Annotated in this window: 15 protein-coding genes and 2 pseudogenes; 11 read left to right on the top strand and 6 right to left on the bottom strand. The window is 61.7% G+C overall.

What is annotated here, in order from left to right:
- Window positions 1-6: 6 nt before the first annotated feature.
- Both PAB09_RS10855 and PAB09_RS10850 read right to left on the bottom strand, forming a co-directional pair.
- Window positions 7-531 carry a TetR/AcrR family transcriptional regulator gene (locus tag PAB09_RS10855; RefSeq protein ID WP_271033666.1) on the bottom strand — a complete coding sequence of 175 codons (525 nt, stop codon included), beginning with the start codon at window positions 529-531 and terminating at the stop codon, window positions 7-9.
- Window positions 518-1,939, bottom strand: a complete 1,422-nt coding sequence (locus PAB09_RS10850) for an MFS transporter (protein ID WP_271033665.1) — start codon at window positions 1,937-1,939, stop codon at window positions 518-520. Before PAB09_RS10850 ends, PAB09_RS10855 begins: the two co-directional genes overlap by 14 nt.
- Window positions 1,940-2,324: 385 nt before the next feature.
- On the opposite strand from PAB09_RS10850, the gene PAB09_RS10845 reads away from it, so the two are divergent.
- The 3 genes from PAB09_RS10845 to PAB09_RS10835 all read left to right on the top strand — a co-directional run bounded on the left by PAB09_RS10845 (window position 2,325) and on the right by PAB09_RS10835 (window position 5,866).
- Window positions 2,325-3,188 (top strand): MerR family transcriptional regulator, encoded by an 864-nt coding sequence (locus tag PAB09_RS10845; protein WP_271033664.1) that lies wholly within the window; start codon window positions 2,325-2,327, stop codon window positions 3,186-3,188.
- 332 nt (window positions 3,189-3,520) lie between these two features.
- Window positions 3,521-4,234 (top strand): response regulator transcription factor, encoded by a 714-nt coding sequence (locus tag PAB09_RS10840; RefSeq protein WP_271033663.1) that lies wholly within the window; start codon window positions 3,521-3,523, stop codon window positions 4,232-4,234.
- Window positions 4,235-4,243: 9 nt separating this feature from the next.
- Entirely contained in the window at window positions 4,244-5,866 is a 1,623-nt protein-coding gene (locus PAB09_RS10835; RefSeq protein WP_442873669.1) for a sensor histidine kinase, read from the top strand.
- Between the two features lie 47 nt (window positions 5,867-5,913).
- Here the strand turns inward: PAB09_RS10835 and PAB09_RS10830 are convergent, their stop codons facing one another.
- Both PAB09_RS10830 and PAB09_RS10825 read right to left on the bottom strand, forming a co-directional pair.
- The gene (locus PAB09_RS10830; RefSeq protein ID WP_271033662.1) at window positions 5,914-6,453 is read right to left on the bottom strand and encodes an alpha/beta fold hydrolase; all 540 of its coding nucleotides are present in this window, start codon (window positions 6,451-6,453) and stop codon (window positions 5,914-5,916) included.
- An 89-nt stretch (window positions 6,454-6,542) separates the two neighbouring features.
- Window positions 6,543-6,947, bottom strand: a complete 405-nt coding sequence (locus PAB09_RS10825) for an HIT family protein (protein ID WP_271033661.1) — start codon at window positions 6,945-6,947, stop codon at window positions 6,543-6,545.
- Window positions 6,948-7,423: 476 nt separating this feature from the next.
- Between PAB09_RS10825 and PAB09_RS10820 the strand changes: the two genes are divergently transcribed.
- Window positions 7,424-7,645 (top strand): hypothetical protein, encoded by a 222-nt coding sequence (locus tag PAB09_RS10820; protein ID WP_271033660.1) that lies wholly within the window; start codon window positions 7,424-7,426, stop codon window positions 7,643-7,645.
- Here PAB09_RS10820 and PAB09_RS10815 read toward each other — a convergent pair.
- A pseudogene (locus PAB09_RS10815) lies at window positions 7,615-8,190 on the bottom strand (IS1380-like element ISCef7 family transposase); the annotation flags it as partial. The gene PAB09_RS10820 and the pseudogene PAB09_RS10815 overlap by 31 nt on opposite strands.
- Before the next feature lie 670 nt (window positions 8,191-8,860).
- On the opposite strand from PAB09_RS10815, the gene PAB09_RS10810 reads away from it, so the two are divergent.
- Window positions 8,861-9,028 carry a hypothetical protein gene (locus PAB09_RS10810; protein ID WP_271033659.1) on the top strand — a complete coding sequence of 56 codons (168 nt, stop codon included), beginning with the start codon at window positions 8,861-8,863 and terminating at the stop codon, window positions 9,026-9,028.
- On the opposite strand, the gene PAB09_RS10805 is transcribed toward PAB09_RS10810, so the two are convergent.
- Window positions 9,020-9,412: a hypothetical protein gene (locus tag PAB09_RS10805; RefSeq protein WP_271033658.1), complete on the bottom strand. Its 393-nt coding sequence runs from the start codon at window positions 9,410-9,412 to the stop codon at window positions 9,020-9,022. The genes PAB09_RS10810 and PAB09_RS10805 overlap by 9 nt on opposite strands.
- A 277-nt stretch (window positions 9,413-9,689) precedes the next feature.
- Here PAB09_RS10805 and PAB09_RS10800 point away from each other — a divergent pair.
- The 6 genes and pseudogenes from PAB09_RS10800 to PAB09_RS10775 form a co-directional block, all read left to right on the top strand.
- Window positions 9,690-10,583 (top strand): annotated as a pseudogene (locus tag PAB09_RS10800) (IS110 family transposase); the annotation flags it as partial.
- A gap of 225 nt (window positions 10,584-10,808) precedes the next feature.
- Window positions 10,809-11,072: a hypothetical protein gene (locus tag PAB09_RS10795; protein ID WP_271033657.1), complete on the top strand. Its 264-nt coding sequence runs from the start codon at window positions 10,809-10,811 to the stop codon at window positions 11,070-11,072.
- Window positions 11,073-11,244: 172 nt separating this feature from the next.
- Complete coding sequence (gene purD, locus PAB09_RS10790; RefSeq protein ID WP_271033656.1) at window positions 11,245-12,513, top strand: phosphoribosylamine--glycine ligase; 1,269 nt, start codon at window positions 11,245-11,247, stop codon at window positions 12,511-12,513.
- Between the two features lie 155 nt (window positions 12,514-12,668).
- A complete protein-coding gene (locus tag PAB09_RS10785) occupies window positions 12,669-14,003 on the top strand; it encodes a TrkH family potassium uptake protein (RefSeq protein ID WP_271033655.1) in 1,335 nt (444 codons plus the stop codon).
- Entirely contained in the window at window positions 13,996-14,652 is a 657-nt protein-coding gene (locus tag PAB09_RS10780) for a potassium channel family protein (protein WP_271033654.1), read from the top strand. The genes PAB09_RS10785 and PAB09_RS10780 overlap by 8 nt, the downstream gene beginning before the upstream one ends.
- A 55-nt stretch (window positions 14,653-14,707) precedes the next feature.
- Complete coding sequence (locus tag PAB09_RS10775) at window positions 14,708-15,826, top strand: pyridoxal phosphate-dependent aminotransferase (protein ID WP_271035377.1); 1,119 nt, start codon at window positions 14,708-14,710, stop codon at window positions 15,824-15,826.
- Window positions 15,827-15,843: the final 17 nt, after the last annotated feature.

The following is a 15,843-nucleotide window of genomic DNA, read 5'->3' as shown; positions in this document are numbered from 1 at the left end:
GCGGGGTTAGCCCAGCAGCTCCAAGGCCGCATCGACGAGCGCGCGACGTTCGTCGTCGGAAAGCGAAAAGCCGTTGATGTGGTCGTGAACCCACAGGCCGTCGCCGATGAGGTGGATGAGGTAGCGGCGCGGGTCGGACAAGATGAGCGCCCGGGGAAGCTGCCAGGCGCTTAAGACCTCGTCCCAGACCGCGTTGTACTCCGGTACGCGCGAGGCATCGAGTGCGAAAAGCAGGTCGGCGCGGGTCGCGTTCGCACTGCAGACCGCGAGGGTGGCTGCGGCGCGCTGGTCGTCGTCAAGCGAGTCGGCATCGGCTCCGGCCGTCGCAACCAGCCGATTTCTCCATTGGGTGGCAAGGAAGCGGTTAATGTCCATGAGCAGCGCATAGCGGGAAGGGAAATGGTAGATGAGCCCGGACTTTGACAGCCCCGAAGCCTCTGCCAGTGACTCGTAGGTCAGCGCCTCCAGGCCGTGCTTGTCGACGATCTCAATCGCCGTAGTCAACAACTGTTCCTTCTTATTCGTGCGCATACTCGGTCTCCTTGGGGTTGCCCTTGAGAAGGATAAACGTCACCACCATCGCCACAACCGACACAGCAAGCGCAACGCACATCGTGGCAACATAGGCAAAATCGATGGCCTTTGGAGTGGCCGTGTCCAAAGGCCCGTGGATAAACATGCTCATCAGCGAGCCTAAGATCGCGATGGACAAAACCGTCCCTAGCTCATAGGAGACCTCCTCTAGCGCGCTGGCCATGCCCGCGCGGTGGCGTGGGGCAGACCCGATGATCGCGGTGGAGGTCACCGACATGACCAGGCCAATGCCGAGGCCGAGTCCCATCGCGCCGGTCATAAACCAGCCGAAGCCCGCACCCGTGCCGAGAGCGAGGAGGCTGGTGGCAAGGCCCGCAGCGATAACGAGGAAGCCGCCTGAGATGATGGGGCGGAAGCCCAAACGGTGCAGATTCGCCCCGCCCCAGATGGAGGTGGGGAAGGCCGCCATGGCGATAGCGCCGTTGATCAGTCCCGCCTCCAAGGGGCTGAGTCCCTCGGCGAGCTGGAAGCGTTGAGTGGTAAGCAGCTCCGTGCCGGCGAGGATAAACATCGACAACATCGCGCCCACAACACCTGCGACGAACAGGCGATTGGCGAAGATGTCGGCGGTCACCAGCGGTTGGGTGAGGCGGCGTTGACGGTGCGCAAAGCCGGCCGCTCCCAGCACGAAGGCCGCAACATACGCGGCGAGGAGTACGGGGTTGATGGGGGAGTGGGTGAGCTCCTTGATGGCGAGGACCACACCACCCATGGCCACCATCGCGATGATCGAGGAAATAGGGTCCCAGTGCTTATCGGGGTTGGTCACATTCGCGGGGGCAAGCAGGTGCATTGCCACCAGTGCCACGAGCACGACGGGCAGGTTGATGAGAAACACCGAACCCCACCAGAAGTGTTCCAGCAGCAGTCCGCCGAGGACTGGGCCAGCCGCCGAGCCGACGGTGGCAACCGATCCCCAGATTCCGATCGCGGTGTTGCGTTCGCGCGGGTCGGTAAAGGTGATGCGGATCAGCGCTAGGGTGGCTGGCATCATGGCGGAGGCGCCCATGCCTAGGAAGGCGCGGGCTGCGATGAGAACCTCCGGGTTCGGGGCGAAGGCGGCCACGAGCGAGGCGAGTCCAAACATTGCCAGTCCCGCCTCGAACATGAAGCGGTGGCCGATGCGGTCGCCTAAGGTACCGGTGCCCAGCAGCAGTCCCGCGAGCACGAGCGGATAGGCGTTGATGACCCACAGGCCTTCGAGCTCAGTGGTGTGGAGCTGCTCGCGGAGGGTGGGGAGTGCCGAATACAGGATCGAGTTGTCGGCTGCGATCAGAAACAGTCCCAGCGAGATAACCCCAAGGAACACCCACCTGTTGTGGGTGGTTGTCGCAACGTTGTTCATTCCCGTTACTGTACCGAACGGACGTTACAGTTTCAAAAGTGCTGCCGCCTGCTAGCTTGGCTTAGGCCAACGGCGTTCGTGGTAGGCCGCGTTGAGGGGCGCTTTCCGACGCCTACGGTAGGTCACCAGCCTCGCGGGGATAGCCGCAACTGTGGCCTAGTCGCTTTCGCGGAGGGCGCTCGGGTGCCGGCCGGGTAGGAGAGTTATCGTGCGCCATCAGCTTTTTTCTCTGGGGCGTGCGCGACCACATTCTGCCTAGGCTGCAAGCGTGCCGACTGGAATGGAATAAACCAATACCTTCCTTGTGGGGTTTGCTTGGCTGGTGTCGGTGGTGTTGATTTGACCTTGACGCGACGGCAAGGACTGGAATGGAACTATGCACGAAATGAGCAACCCGGGAATCAGGGCAAGCGCCGTAGCTGCCCACGCCACCCAGGAAACAGCGGATGAGGTGGCTTCCAATGCGGAGGCTGAGTATCACATCGGCGAGGCCGCCCGAATTCTTGGGGTCAGCCCGCGTACCCTGCGGCACTGGGAGGACAAGGGCCTGCTGGTGCCCGCCTGGCGCACGGCCAGCGATTATCGCCTCTATACCCAAGACGATCTCCAGACCGGCTTTGCGATCGTGTTGTATAAAAGCGCGGGGCTCAGCATCGCCGAGATCGAACACTTGCTCAGCGAGTCCTCGGCCGCAACCCGCCTCGAGCGCCTGCGCGCCCAGCGTGAGGTGCTTTCCCGGCAGCTGCGCAACGTGCATGTGATGATCGGCCACCTCGATGAGATCATCGCCGACCACCAGGCCCATACCGAAAAGGAAATCACCATGGAAGAGATCAAAGCAGTATTCGGCGAAGACATGCCCGCCTATCAGGAAGAAGCGCAGCAACTCTACGGGCATACCCCGGAATGGCAACAGGCAAGCAGCATCAAGGCGACACTCGGCCGCGCGGACTACGAGCGAATCAAGGACGACCACCTGGAATTTGTGGCCGCATTGGCGTCGGCCCGCGAGATGGGTGTTCAGCCGACCAGCGCGGAAGCAGCCGAATTGGTGGCCTGGCACCGCGCCCAGATCGGGCGTTGGTATGAGGTCAGTGCCGCCAAGCAGGTGCTGCTGGCCCGCATGTATGTCACCGATCAGCGCTTTGCCAGCAACTATCAAGGCAACGCCGACTACCTCCTCCGCCTCGTCGAGGCACAGGCGCAAGCCGAAGGGGTGGATCTGGCGCACGTGGAATGGGGAGAGTAACGACCGAAAAGGGGTTGGGAAAGGGGCAGGGAGGGCGCAACGCAGGTATTGGGGAAGATAAGGAAGACATGTGCCAGGGCGAACGGGTCGGGGCATGAGCTGCTACCGCATCTGGAGGTGGGCTCGATTCTCATAATGTAGACCTCAAACTCACAGCTTTCCTCCAGTGTGAGGGCAGGAGGTGCCAAGCCATGGCATTCAGACTAGAGCGCGAGTGCGCGAAAAGCTGGGCCAATGAAAGAGCACGCGCGGAAAAGTGGAAGTCATAAGACTTTGTGCTTTTCGAAGGCCCATTAATAAAAAGTCTGAAATTAGAGGTTGTTGAGGTAAAAATGGAAACTATGAATGATAGCGCAACCCGAGTTCTCGTCGTCGACGATGAACCCAATATCGTCGAGCTTCTCAACGTAAGCCTCAAGTTCCAGGGATTCGAGGTGGCTACGGCCAACTCCGGTATCGAGGCCTTGGAGGTTGCTGAAGAATTTGAGCCCGATGCCTTCATCCTGGACGTGATGATGCCGGGCATGGACGGCTTCGAGCTGCTCCCGAAGCTGCGCGCGGCGGGCTTCGACGGCCCGGTCTTGTTCCTCACCGCCAAGGATGCGGTGGAAAACCGCATCCACGGGCTGACCATCGGCGCCGATGACTATGTGACCAAGCCCTTCTCGCTGGAGGAGGTCATCACCCGCCTGCGCGTGATCCTGCGCCGCGGCGCGACCATCGAGCCGGAGGCCGAGGACGATGCCACCTTGACCTACGCCGATCTGACCTTAAACGATGATACCCACGAGGTCACCAAAGCCGGCGAGGTCGTGGAGTTGTCGCCGACGGAGTTCAACCTGTTGCGCTACCTCATGCTCAACGCCGAGGTTGTCTTGTCCAAGGCGAAGATCCTTGACAACGTGTGGCACTACGACTTCGGCGGTGACGGCAACGTCGTGGAATCCTACATCTCCTACCTGCGTCGCAAGATTGATACCACCGAGCCCGCGCTCATCCACACCGTCCGCGGTGTCGGCTACGTCCTGCGCACCCCGCGCACCTAGGTCGCGCGCGTGTCAGTATTTAAGCCAGACAAGGGCAAGAAACAGCCCGTACCCACCGCGCAAGCCCAGCCCGTACCAGGGGCGTCTGCGCCAGCCGAACAGCAGGCCTTCACCCAAGAGCTGCCGGCGGTGGCCGACACATCCTTAAAGGTCGACCCACCCAAGGATGGTCCTTCTTGGTTGCGCCGGCGCATCGACGCCTTCCGTGAGCGGCGCGCCCGCAAAGGCACGCCGCTGGGTGTTAAGCTGCTGATCATCGTGCTGGTGCTGTCGGGTCTTGGCCTGGCAACCTTTTCTGTTGCCGCGCAGCGCACGCTGCAGGATGTGACCTACCAATCGGTCGACGCCGACCTTGATCGTGCGATCGAGGGCTGGGCGATGGACCAAGACATCTTCTCCATCTACGGCTCGCGCAGTTCGATGCCGCCAAATGAATTCTGGGTGGCCTGGATCTACCCGGATGGATCCGTCAGCGTGAACCCAGGCCCGAGCGAGAATTCCGCTCCGAACTTGGAAGGCCTCTACGCCAACGCCGGGGCGAAGACGGTGCAGTCCACGGCGGCGTCGACGGAGAAGCTAAAATGGCGCGCCCTTGCCCGCAGCGTGAGCGACGGGCGCATCATCGTGGTGGCAAAGAGCGTGCAGCGAGAAGATTCGATCCTGCGCAGCTTCGGGCTGGGTGAGCTGGTCATCGGAAGCGTGATCCTGCTGCTTTTGGCTCTGATCGCCTACTACGTCATCAGGCGAACCCTGCGTCCGTTGCGTGAGGTGGAAGAAACCGCGACGGCGATCGCCAGGGGAGACCTCGATCGCCGCGTGCCGCAGTGGCCGGTTAACACCGAGATCGGTTCTTTGGCCTTGGCCTTGAACCAGATGCTCGAGCGCCTTCAACAGTCCATCATCGAGCTGCAGGAGAAAGAAGATCAGATGCGCCGCTTCGTCGGCGACGCATCCCACGAGCTGCGCACGCCGCTGACCAGTGTGAAGGGCTATGCAGAGCTGTATCGCTCAGGCGCTACCCGCGATGCCGACCTGGTGGTGGAAAAAATCGAGTCCGAGGCCTCCCGAATGAGCCTGCTGGTCGAAGACCTCTTGGCGCTTACCCGCGCTGAGGGGGCGCGGCACGAGGAAAAGCCGGTCGACATCCTCGAGCTCAACTTGTCCGTGGCAAGCTCGCTATCGGCGGCGTATCCGGGCCGTTCCATTACCGTCCAGTCGACAGTCAGGTCCGTGCCCATCGTGCTTGGCGACGCCCCTAGGTTGCACCAGGTCTTCTCCAACTTGGTGGTCAATGCCCTCAAACACGGTGGCGAAGACGCAAAGGTGGTCATCACCGTTCGCGACGATACGCTCGTGCGCCCCACCGGCCCTGTCAACGCCATCGTGGTGGATGTCAAAGATGATGGCGTGGGCATGTCCGACAACGATGCCGCTCACATCTTCGAGCGTTTCTACCGTGCGGATACCTCGCGCACCCGCTCCACCGGTGGCTCCGGCCTGGGGCTTGCGATTACCAAGTCCTTGGTGGAGGCTCATCACGGCACGATCACGGTGGATTCTGCCAAGGGCGAAGGTACGACCTTCCACGTGGCGCTTCCTGCTGCAAGCTCCGGGGATGAAGCACTTTCCTAGATTTAAAAGTGGGTTGTGTGATCTTTCGTGATCCCACAGCCCACCATTTATTCGTAGCCGAGCGCGCGGAGAACCTCGCTGCCGAGGCTCGGGAGGCGTTCGTGGCGGATACCATGAACCGGGATGACCGTGCCCAGCTCGGAGGAGGAGCGAGGCACGACGGCGTCTGCATCGGAGACGATGGAAAAAACACTCGTCCCCGCAGGCACGTCAACGCCAAAGCGGTCGGTCTGGGTCAATTGAACTACGGTTGGGCCGACCACCAGCGACATCAGGCGCGGGAAACGTAACCTGCGGGGGACGCCGCGGAAGCAGGCACCCAGTCCCACCAAGGTGCGCACCCGCCCCGGTCGTTGCTGGGCGATCTGCAATCCTAGGAGCCCGCCGAGGGAGTGGCCGACGATATCGAGTTGCGGGGATGAGATGTCATCGACGATGCCCAAGAGGTGTTCTAGTGACTGTGTGATATCGCCGGTGCCACGCTGACCGTAGGCGGGTGCCAGAAACGCCCGACCCCGGCTTGCGAGCATTCCCGCGGGTACCTCAAAGTTTCCCGGCGAGGCAAGGGCCCCGTGTATGAACAGCACGGGTGGCACCTTCGCTGTAAGCGCCGGAGATTCTGGAAGGCTGCCTCGGGTGGGCAACCACAGTAGCAGACTCATGATGACGCTGCAGGTCAGGCCTCAAGTTGTGCGCGGATGGCGGCCTGGGCCTCATCCATTTTCTTCGGATCGGTGGCGTCCATGGCCAAGGCATTCGCGAAATCGTAATCGCTCATCTTCGAGGTGGGGAAGACATGGATGTGAGTGTGTGGCACGTCAAAGCCTGCGATGATATAACCCGCGCGCGGGGAGCCGAAAGCGGCGATAATGGCCTGGCCGACTTTCTGCGCTACCTCGTTGAGGTGAGCCCACGTCTCAGCGTCTAGATCCGTCCAGCGATCCACCTCTTGGACCGGGACTACGAGGGTGTGGCCGTAGGCAAGTGGCTCGATGGTGAGGAAGGCAACTACCGTCTCGTCGCGGTAGACAAAACGGCCTGGCAGTTCCCCATTGATGATCTTGGTAAATACGCTACTCATGTCCTTTAGGGTAATACGCCTCCGCTTGATTCGGGCAGGAGTCGGAAGCGTCGTTGCGTCGAACGTAAACCCATTGTCTCGTCCTAGCAACGGCTTTCCCTATGACGTGGGATTTTATGGAGGCGATGTCAAATAAAGTGGACAATTTATGAAAAAGGGTGGCTTTATCAATCCGGTGTTTGTAATGTAGGTAACACGCTCGACACGTTGTGCCGAGTGTTACCCCCCGTTACTTTGATGGTGTCCCCATAATGGGGATAGTCGCTGGGCCCGGTATGGCTTAATCGCCCTGTAGTTTCCATGATCCGGGGGGTGTTGCCGCCGGGCTACCAGGACACCCGTTGACTGCTAATAGGGACACGGACGAACCTCGAGGTTCAGTTCTCTTTGTAACGTGGGTGCCAGCACCGGATGTCGAGACACCAGCGACGAGGTTCGACCTGTCACTGTTGCTCCGACACACGAGGAGGCCGGCCATGACCACCGGCACCATCGACGTCACCATCGGATTAGCCTGGATCCGCCGATGGTCCTTCGGTGATCGGTTGATTTCGGCTGCGGGCACTACCAAGGATTTCGGGCAGGGGCGATCCCCAGATCACGTCGTCGTCTGGTCGTTCCACGAATTGGTAGTTCAGCTCGGGCCGAAGGAATCCGGCGCAGGTAGTCAGGAAGAAACAACCACCGGCGGCGAGTGACCGTGATCGAACAGTCTCCGCCACTGGGCTTGCCACCTCCAGCCCTCCGGCAGGTGCAGCACCAGTCGCCGGGACCGACGCACCACCCGGGCCGCCACCGCGATAATCTGATGCCGGATCGTCGCTGTCGTAGCCCTGGCCAGCGCCCCCGCAGCAACGACCCCGGCGGTGCGGGTGAGGTTGAAAGCCATGACCGCACACACCAGCCACGCCGCGTTCGCGGTGAACTTCCCTGACGGCATATGCGCCAGGGCGCTGTTCTTCAGATCCGCGTTGACCTGTTCAATGATTGCGTGCTGCCGGTGGGTCTTGTCCGCGGCCACGGTATCGAGCAGTGCGGGGTCAGCGGTGGTGAACACCGCGTGGAAGCGGTGCAGATCAAATAGTCCCGGCTGATCCACATTCTTCTTGGGGTTGAGTTCCGGGATCCGGCGGACCACCAGCCGTCCGGGAACCTGATCGACCTCCGGCTTCGACGCAAACGCGGTGAAGGGGACTTCCGCGACTTCTGCTGAGGAGATCCAGGTCTGGGTGTCCACCATCAAGGGGTCAGGTCCTTCCACCAGCAGCCAAACAACTCGGCGGCAAATGGAACCCACAAACCAAAGCATGGACCTTTGACCTCCGCGACCTCGACCGCGTCAAAACCCTAGCCACACAGATCTACGGCAGCGACGGAACCGAAGACCCCCTCGAAGGCAAAGCGCAGCGCAGCGGAGCGCGGCAGCCCTATCGTGAGCGAACCGACCGCACGACGACCGTTCGCTTTGTCGGATGACACACAGGCCGCCACCTGACGGAGCAGGCGGCAGCATGTGGACACCGAAGCAGAGCCTCACCTGCCCACAATGTGCACAGCCCAGCTATCGCGGGGCTAGCCTGCACACAGTGTGGACAGCCAAGCAGTAACACGAGGGTCGCACCGCGACCCAGACAAAGCAGTGCAGCTCGAAGAGCTGCACCATGTGACGGCCGCAAGCGGCCGCAGTGCTTGAACGCTTCGCGTTTTTTACCTTGAAGCCTGGCGGCATTCTACGTTCGCTCCACCTGCGCGCAAGTGCTTTCGCGGCATATCCTCGCTCGCTGCGCTCGCTCCGGTATTCCACGGTCACTTGCACTCCGGCATCGCTCATTACGAAGGCGTAAACGCCTTCATGTCGCGCGTCAGACTTTGTGGCAGGACCATTGATTGAGTCCTGAACGGAGTGTTTGACCATGGGTAGACCACCAGTGATTCCGGTGGAGAAGAAGACGAGGATCGTGCTCAGCGTCCTCGCCGGCGAGGACGCTGAAGCCCCGTCGATTGTTTATTCGACGATCACGGATTTTCCGTTGGAAGACTCCGCGAATATTGTGCAGGGAAATGCGCTTCAGTCAGCTTAGCTTACCTGCGACAGACCTAAATGTGCCGACTTTCGTGGGGTCAGCAGTGCCGAAATTCGCGGGTTTTTCAGTCTTGGGACCGGTGGTTAAGTCGCCAGCGTCTGGCCGAACCCGCGCAACCGGCCATTCCTTGATCGCAGCTTTCCCAGATTTGGTTACCAACTCGCCAGGACCACCTTTCAGTCGTAACCGTGTGCGGTACGGTGGCAGGTCGTGGCAATAGGCGACCACGTCAAAGGTGACAATTTCATGCAAAACTGAAGTGCCGTCTTGCGTGAACGTCTTATCAACGTTCACCACGCGAATAGGCTTGGCCCAGCCAGCATGGGCTGGCGCTCCGGTAGAGAACGCCCGTTTGAATGTCTTCGATACTTTGTCGAACATATCCACCTCGACTTGGTGAAGTTAGAGTAGCTACGCCTGCGAGAAGAAGCGGCATCCCAAGCCTAACACCGCGAACAGTCAGTGCGCGCGGGCGAAATTTATGGTTTGCCGGCAACTATGGGCGCGTTTTGACTCCCACTCAGGGTCTTGCAGGTCCACTCCGTTGCGCTCTGAGGCTGACCCCGTTTTCCGGACAGGTGGTTAGTTGGTCAGGCTGCCAGCGTGAGCTGGCGTCGTTCGTACTCTAGTGGGCTGATGTAGCCGATTGCGACAATGCCGGGACGCGTTCATCATCGCCGATACCGCCCGGACGATGCCGCACACCCTGCGGGCCGTCGACCGTGACAACGACGTGCTGTCAGCGCTGAAGATGCTGTCCGGCTTCGACGATGACATCGCCAAGGACGCCACTCGCACCATCAACCGGCTGCGTAGCGTGCTGACCCAGATCTACCCTTCCCTGGAACGCGTGCTGCCGGGCAGTGTGATCACCCGGCCACTCGTGCTGGACATGCTCATCCACTACGGAGGGCCAACGAAACTCAAGAAGGCTGGCTACCAGCGGGTACACACCTGGATGGCCAAGCGGTCGAAGAAAGACCCCACCGCACTCGTGGACGCGATCTTCGAGGGCCTCAAAGCTCAGACCGTCACTGTGCCTGGCACCTCGGCCGCTGAGGTGGTGATCCCGCAGCTGGCGACCAACATCAAGGCCCTGCTGGAACAGCGGAAAACCATCGCCGAGCAGGTCGAGGAGTTGCTCCAGGACTTCCCTCTTTCCGAGGTCTTGATGTCCATGCCGGGAGTCGGCATCAAGACCGCCGCGAACATCCTCCTGGCCGTCGGTGATTGCTCTGACTTCCGGTCCGCTGGCCACCTGGCCGCCTATGCCGGCATCGCCCCAGTCACCCGAAGATCGGGTACGTCCATCCGTGGTGAGTTCCCCGCCAGGTCAGGTAACAAGCGACTCAAGAATGCGTTGTTCTACTCCGCGTTCGCATCCATCCGGTTCCACGAACCATCCAAGGCCTACTACGAGAAGAAACGCGCCGAAGGGAAGCGTCACAACGCTGCAGTGATGTGCCTGGCCAGACGGCGGTGCAACGTCATCTACGCGATGCTGACCCGTGGCGAGTTCTTCCGGGAGGTCCCCGCCAGAATCGCCGCGTAGTCAAGAGCACATGCTGATCAGCTGGTTGGCCACGAGCCTGCCGACCAGCCGATCAGCCACGCCCATCATCAGGATCAGCAGCTACCCCCGAAACGCTTCGGGAAGTACACCGCCTGCCCCTTGACAAAAACATAGGGACACCCCCCCCAAGATTGCCGGGCCCGCTACCCGCTTTTCCATTTCGCCATACCGGCGGGCCCGGCCCCACACAATAGGAGCACACTCATGTCACTGAAATTCCGCCGTGGTCTCGTGGCAGCAGCAACCTCCGTTGCGCTGGTCACCACCGCTGTTCCCGCAGCACACGCACAAGATGTTTCCTCGGAGGCTGCAACCTCCTCGGCCATCCTCTCCTCCACGGGTGGAGGCCTCGTCTACTCCGCCCTGAGCATCGGGCTGACCCTCGCCTTCTGGGGCACCGTGTACAACGCCCTCGTTGTCCGCGGCACCATCCCAGGTCAGGTCATCAAGGAGCTGCCAGTTCTCTAGGGCCAATGCCACAACGATCGAACAATTCGCGAACAGTCTTGCCTCAACCCCCAGCACACGCTGGGGGTTGACGTGCATGAAGGGGGCGCGTGCAAAGTGTGAGGCACGCCTTCTTGGACAGTGGGCATGGAAGCGTCGGCGAGCGGCCATGTACCGGCTAAGATCAACAACCATGCGCATTCTTGTAATCGGATCGGGCGCCCGAGAGCACGCCCTGGCCCTTGGCCTTTCTAAGGACCCTGCAACCACCGAGCTGCACATCGCGCCGGGTAACGCCGGGATGGCGGCTGTGGGTACTTGTCACCCGGAGGCGGGCAAGGTAGATGACCCAGCCGCGATGCTGTCCTTGGCCCAGGAGATTGGGGCTGACCTGGTCGTGATCGGCCCGGAGATCCCACTGGTCGCGGGCGTTGCCGACGTGCTGCGCGAGGCAGGCTTCGCCGTGTTTGGCCCGAATAAGGATGCCGCCCGGATTGAGGGATCCAAGGCATTCGCCAAGGATGTTATGGCCAAGGCCGGGGTCACAACGGCGCGTGCGCAGCAGATTAACCCTGGCGCAAGCGACGCCGAGATCGAGGCGGCGCTGGATAACTTCGGCCCGCACTTCGTCGTCAAGGACGATGGACTTGCAGGTGGCAAGGGCGTTGTGGTCACCGATGATCGCGCGGCGGCCCGGGCTCATGTCGATAGCGTCTTATCCGCGGGGAACCCAGTGTTGTTGGAGTCCTTCCTCGACGGCCCCGAGGTGTCCCTGTTCTGCCTAGTTGACGGCGAAACCGTGGTGCCTTTGCTGCCCGCCCAGGACCATAAGCGCGCCTTCGACAACGACGAGGGCCCGAACACCGGTGGCATGGGAGCTTACACCCCGCTGCCGTGGCTGCCGGAGGACGGCGTGCAGCGCATCGTCGACGAGGTCTGCGTGCCCGTTGCCAAGGAAATGGTCGCCCGTGGCTGTTCCTATTCTGGCCTGCTGTATGCGGGACTCGCCTGGGGCAAGGAAGGCCCTGCCGTGGTGGAGTTCAACTGCCGCTTCGGTGACCCAGAGACCCAAGCGGTGCTGGCGCTGCTGGAATCGCCGCTGGCCGAGACTCTCAACGCTGTGGCCGTCGGCAAGCTAGCGCAGCTGCCCCCGCTGAAGTGGAAGGATGGCTACGCGCTCACGGTGGTGCTCGCGGCGAAGGACTACCCCGCGTCCCCGCGTACGGGCGATGTCATCACCGGAGCCGACAATGAGGCCGTGCTCCACGCCGGAACCAGCCGCAACGAGGCAGGCGAACTCGTCTCCGCCGGTGGCCGGGTTCTCAACGTGATTGGCACCGGCGCCACCCTAGCTGATGCGCGGGATGAGGCCTATGCCGTCCTCAAGGGCATTCATCTCGACGGTGGCCACTACCGCAGTGACATCGCGCTTCCTGCCGTGGAGGGAAAGATCACGATCTAGCCCCTTGAGGCAGTCGCTGCCGAAGTTACCGTGCATGCAGGTGAGCGCCCCATTTCTGGTGGGATGCTCGCCCGCTTTTTCTTTCTCATCTTCTTGAATATTGCGCCGCGTGCATTCAGTTGTCGGGAGGAAAAGAGTCGAGTAGCATTGCCGCAATGCGCGTTACTCCAGCCCGGCTGGTCGCCGGGTGTTTCGCAGCGCTGGTTGTCGTGGGCACTGTTTTGTTGCTCCTCCCGGTCTCACGGGAAGGTGATGCCCAGGCAGATCTCGTTACAGCGCTTTTTACCGCCACCTCGGCGGTGTGTTTGACCGGACTCACGGTCGTCGATACCGCCACGTACTGGTCGCACACGGGCCAGGCCATCATCATGATCCTCATCCAGCTGGGCGGGCTGGGCATCATGACCCTTGCCACCTTCGCCGGATGGGTGATCAGTGGCCGCATCGGGCTTCGCTCCCGGCTCAACGCGAAGGCCGAGGGTCGCGGCACCCAGCTGGGGGAGGTCCGCGGCCTGCTGGTGGCAAGTGTGGTGTTTACCTTCTTAGTCGAAGCCATCACGGCGTTGTTGCTATTCTTTCGGTTCTTAGCCTTGGGGCTGTCGTGGCCTGCGGCGGTGTGGGAGGCGGTCTTTCACGCCGTCAGCGCCTTCAATAACGCAGGGTTCGGGCTGCGCTCCACCAACCTCATGCCGTTTGTGGGTGACTGGTTTATCATCGTGCCGATAGCGGGCGCAATCATCCTCGGTGGCCTGGGCTTTCCCCTGTTGTTGGAACTGTATGTGCGCTACCGAAAGAGGCGTGCCGGGCGTGCGTGCGGGCAGCTGTCGCTGACGGCGGTGTTTACCCTCTGGGGCACCGTGTTCTTGCTGGCGGTTGGCACGGTGGGCACGTTTGCCATCGAAAGGCGCGGGGCGCTGGCTCAATTTGGCTTGCCGACGCAGCTATTGGCCGCATTTTTCCACTCCGTTTCTTCGCGTACCGCCGGCTTCAATTCCGTCGATATCGGGCAATTCCACCCATCGACCTTGGTGATGACCGATTTTCTCATGTTCATCGGCGCAGGCTCGGGTGGTACCGCAGGTGGCATCAAGATCACCACCGTAGCGGTGCTGCTCGCGGTCATGATCGCCGAAATCCGGGGCGATGAAAACATGCTCATCCACCACCGGCGCATCCCCAATCGCACTGCGCGTCAGGCGATGGCGGTGCTCATGATGGCGGTGCTGTTCGTCGGATTTTCGGTCATGCTCATGCTGTTCGTGGCACCCGAGTTTCGCACCATGCAACTCAGCTTCGAGGTCATCTCCGCCTTTGCCACGGTGGGGCTTTCCACCGGCATCACCGGCGCGCTGCCGCCTGCAGCCAAGCTTTTGTTGGTCTTGCTCATGTTCGCCGGGCGCGTGGGCCCGGTGGCGCTGGTGTCGACACTGTCGGCGCGCACCACGAAACGTAAGTATTCCTTCCCAGTTGAAAGGCCGATCATTGGTTAGTTTCAGACGCAACCCCCGCCCCTCCGTTGTCATCATCGGGCTGGGCCGGTTTGGTATGGCGGTAGGAGAGGAGCTGGTGCGCTCCGGCGTGGAGGTCCTCGGCATCGACTGCTCCGAGGCCAAGGTCAACGAGGCCGCCCAGGTGCTTACCTACGCGGCGGTCGCCGACACCAATAGCCCCGAGGCGCTGCGCCAGCTCTCGGTCCACGAGGCTCATCGGGTCGTGGTGGCCATCGGCTCGGACATGGGGGCCTCATTGCTCTGTGCCTCCAACGTGGTCGACTTCAAGGTGCCGAGTATCTGGGCGAAGGCCACCAGTCCCTCCCATGCCAAGATTCTGCGCCAGATCGGAGTGCACCACGTCATCCGCCCCGAGCATGACACCGGGCGCCGCATCGCGCACCTCATGAATGGCCGGCTCCAGGAATACGCCGAATTCGACGCCGACTATGCCATCGTCAAGGTGGCACCGCCGGTGAGCTTGTACGGCAACCAGGTCCGCGACATCGAACAAGTCCAGATCATCGCCATCCGCCCGCCGGGGCAAACCTTCCGTGACGCTCAACCCGACGACGTTCTGGGCGCGGGCTCGCTGATTCTCGCAGCGGGAGCCCCCGCCGATCTGGAGGCATTTGGCACGATGGACTAGCCTTGCGGTTATGCTTACTCCCTCGAATCGCAGCCAAGTGGAACCGTTTAGAGTCATGCAGATGCTTGACCTGATCCACAGGCGGCGGCAGGAGGGAAAGGACACCCTCATGCTGTGTGTGGGCCAGCCTTCCACCGGCGCCCCGCGCCCAGCGTTGGAGGCATTACACGAGGTACTTTTTGAGGACCCCTTGGGCTACACCGAGGTCATCGGCGATGCCCGGTTGCGCGAGGCGGTGGCGGGGTGGCACTCCCGCACCTACGGCGTAGCCACCTCCCCGGAGCAGGTCATCATCACCACCGGCTCGTCCGGGGCTTTCTCGAATGCCTTTCTCGCCCTGCTCGATCACGGCGATCGGGTGGCCATTACCGCCCCGGGCTACCCCGCCTACCGCAATATCCTCAAGGCAATGGGCGCACAGGTCAGTTACCTCAAGGTTGATGCCTCCACCCGCTTCCAGCCGACAGCGGCGATGCTTGAGGAGCTCGCGGCGAGGGGCGAAAGTCCAAAACTGGTCATCGTCACCAGCCCGGGCAACCCCACCGGCACCATCATCGACCCGGCAGAGCTGAAAAACATCGCCCACTGGTGCGCGAGCAATGAGTGCGTATTGATCTCCGACGAGGACTACCACGGGATCTCCTTCGGCCGCCCCACGGCAACGGCACGGCAGTTTTCCGATGACGCCATCGTGATCGGTACCTTGTCAAAGTATTTCTCCATGACCGGCTGGCGCGTGGGCTGGATGATCGTGCCCGACAATCTCGTGGAACCGTTATCGAATCTGCAGGCGTCGTTGTCGCTGTGTGCCCCCGCGGCAAGCCAGGTAGCAGGGGTTGCGGCCTTGAGCCCGGCGTCGTTAAGCGAACTAGATACCCACGTCGAACGCTACCGCCGTTCGCGCGAAGTCCTGCTCGAAGAACTACCAAAGATGGGACTACGCACCTTCGCCGAACCCGACGGCGGGCTCTACCTGTGGCTCAACGTTGCATCGCTTACCGACGACAGCGAGGCCTTTGCCCACAGGCTCGTCGAAGACATCGGCGTGGCCGTGGCCCCAGGCGTCGACTTTGACCCCTTCGAGGGGCATAAGTGGGTACGCATTTCCTTGTGCGCCAGCGTCGAGGACACCCAAGAAGCCTGCCGACGCCTGGCGGCCTACCTCCCGGGATAACAAGGACACCCCATGTG

The sequence above is a fragment of the Corynebacterium sp. SCR221107 genome (genome assembly GCF_027886475.1).
Classification (GTDB): Bacteria; Actinomycetota; Actinomycetes; order Mycobacteriales; family Mycobacteriaceae; genus Corynebacterium.
Note: the sequence above shows the minus strand (reverse complement) of the source record. Positions and strands in the feature narration are given on the sequence as shown.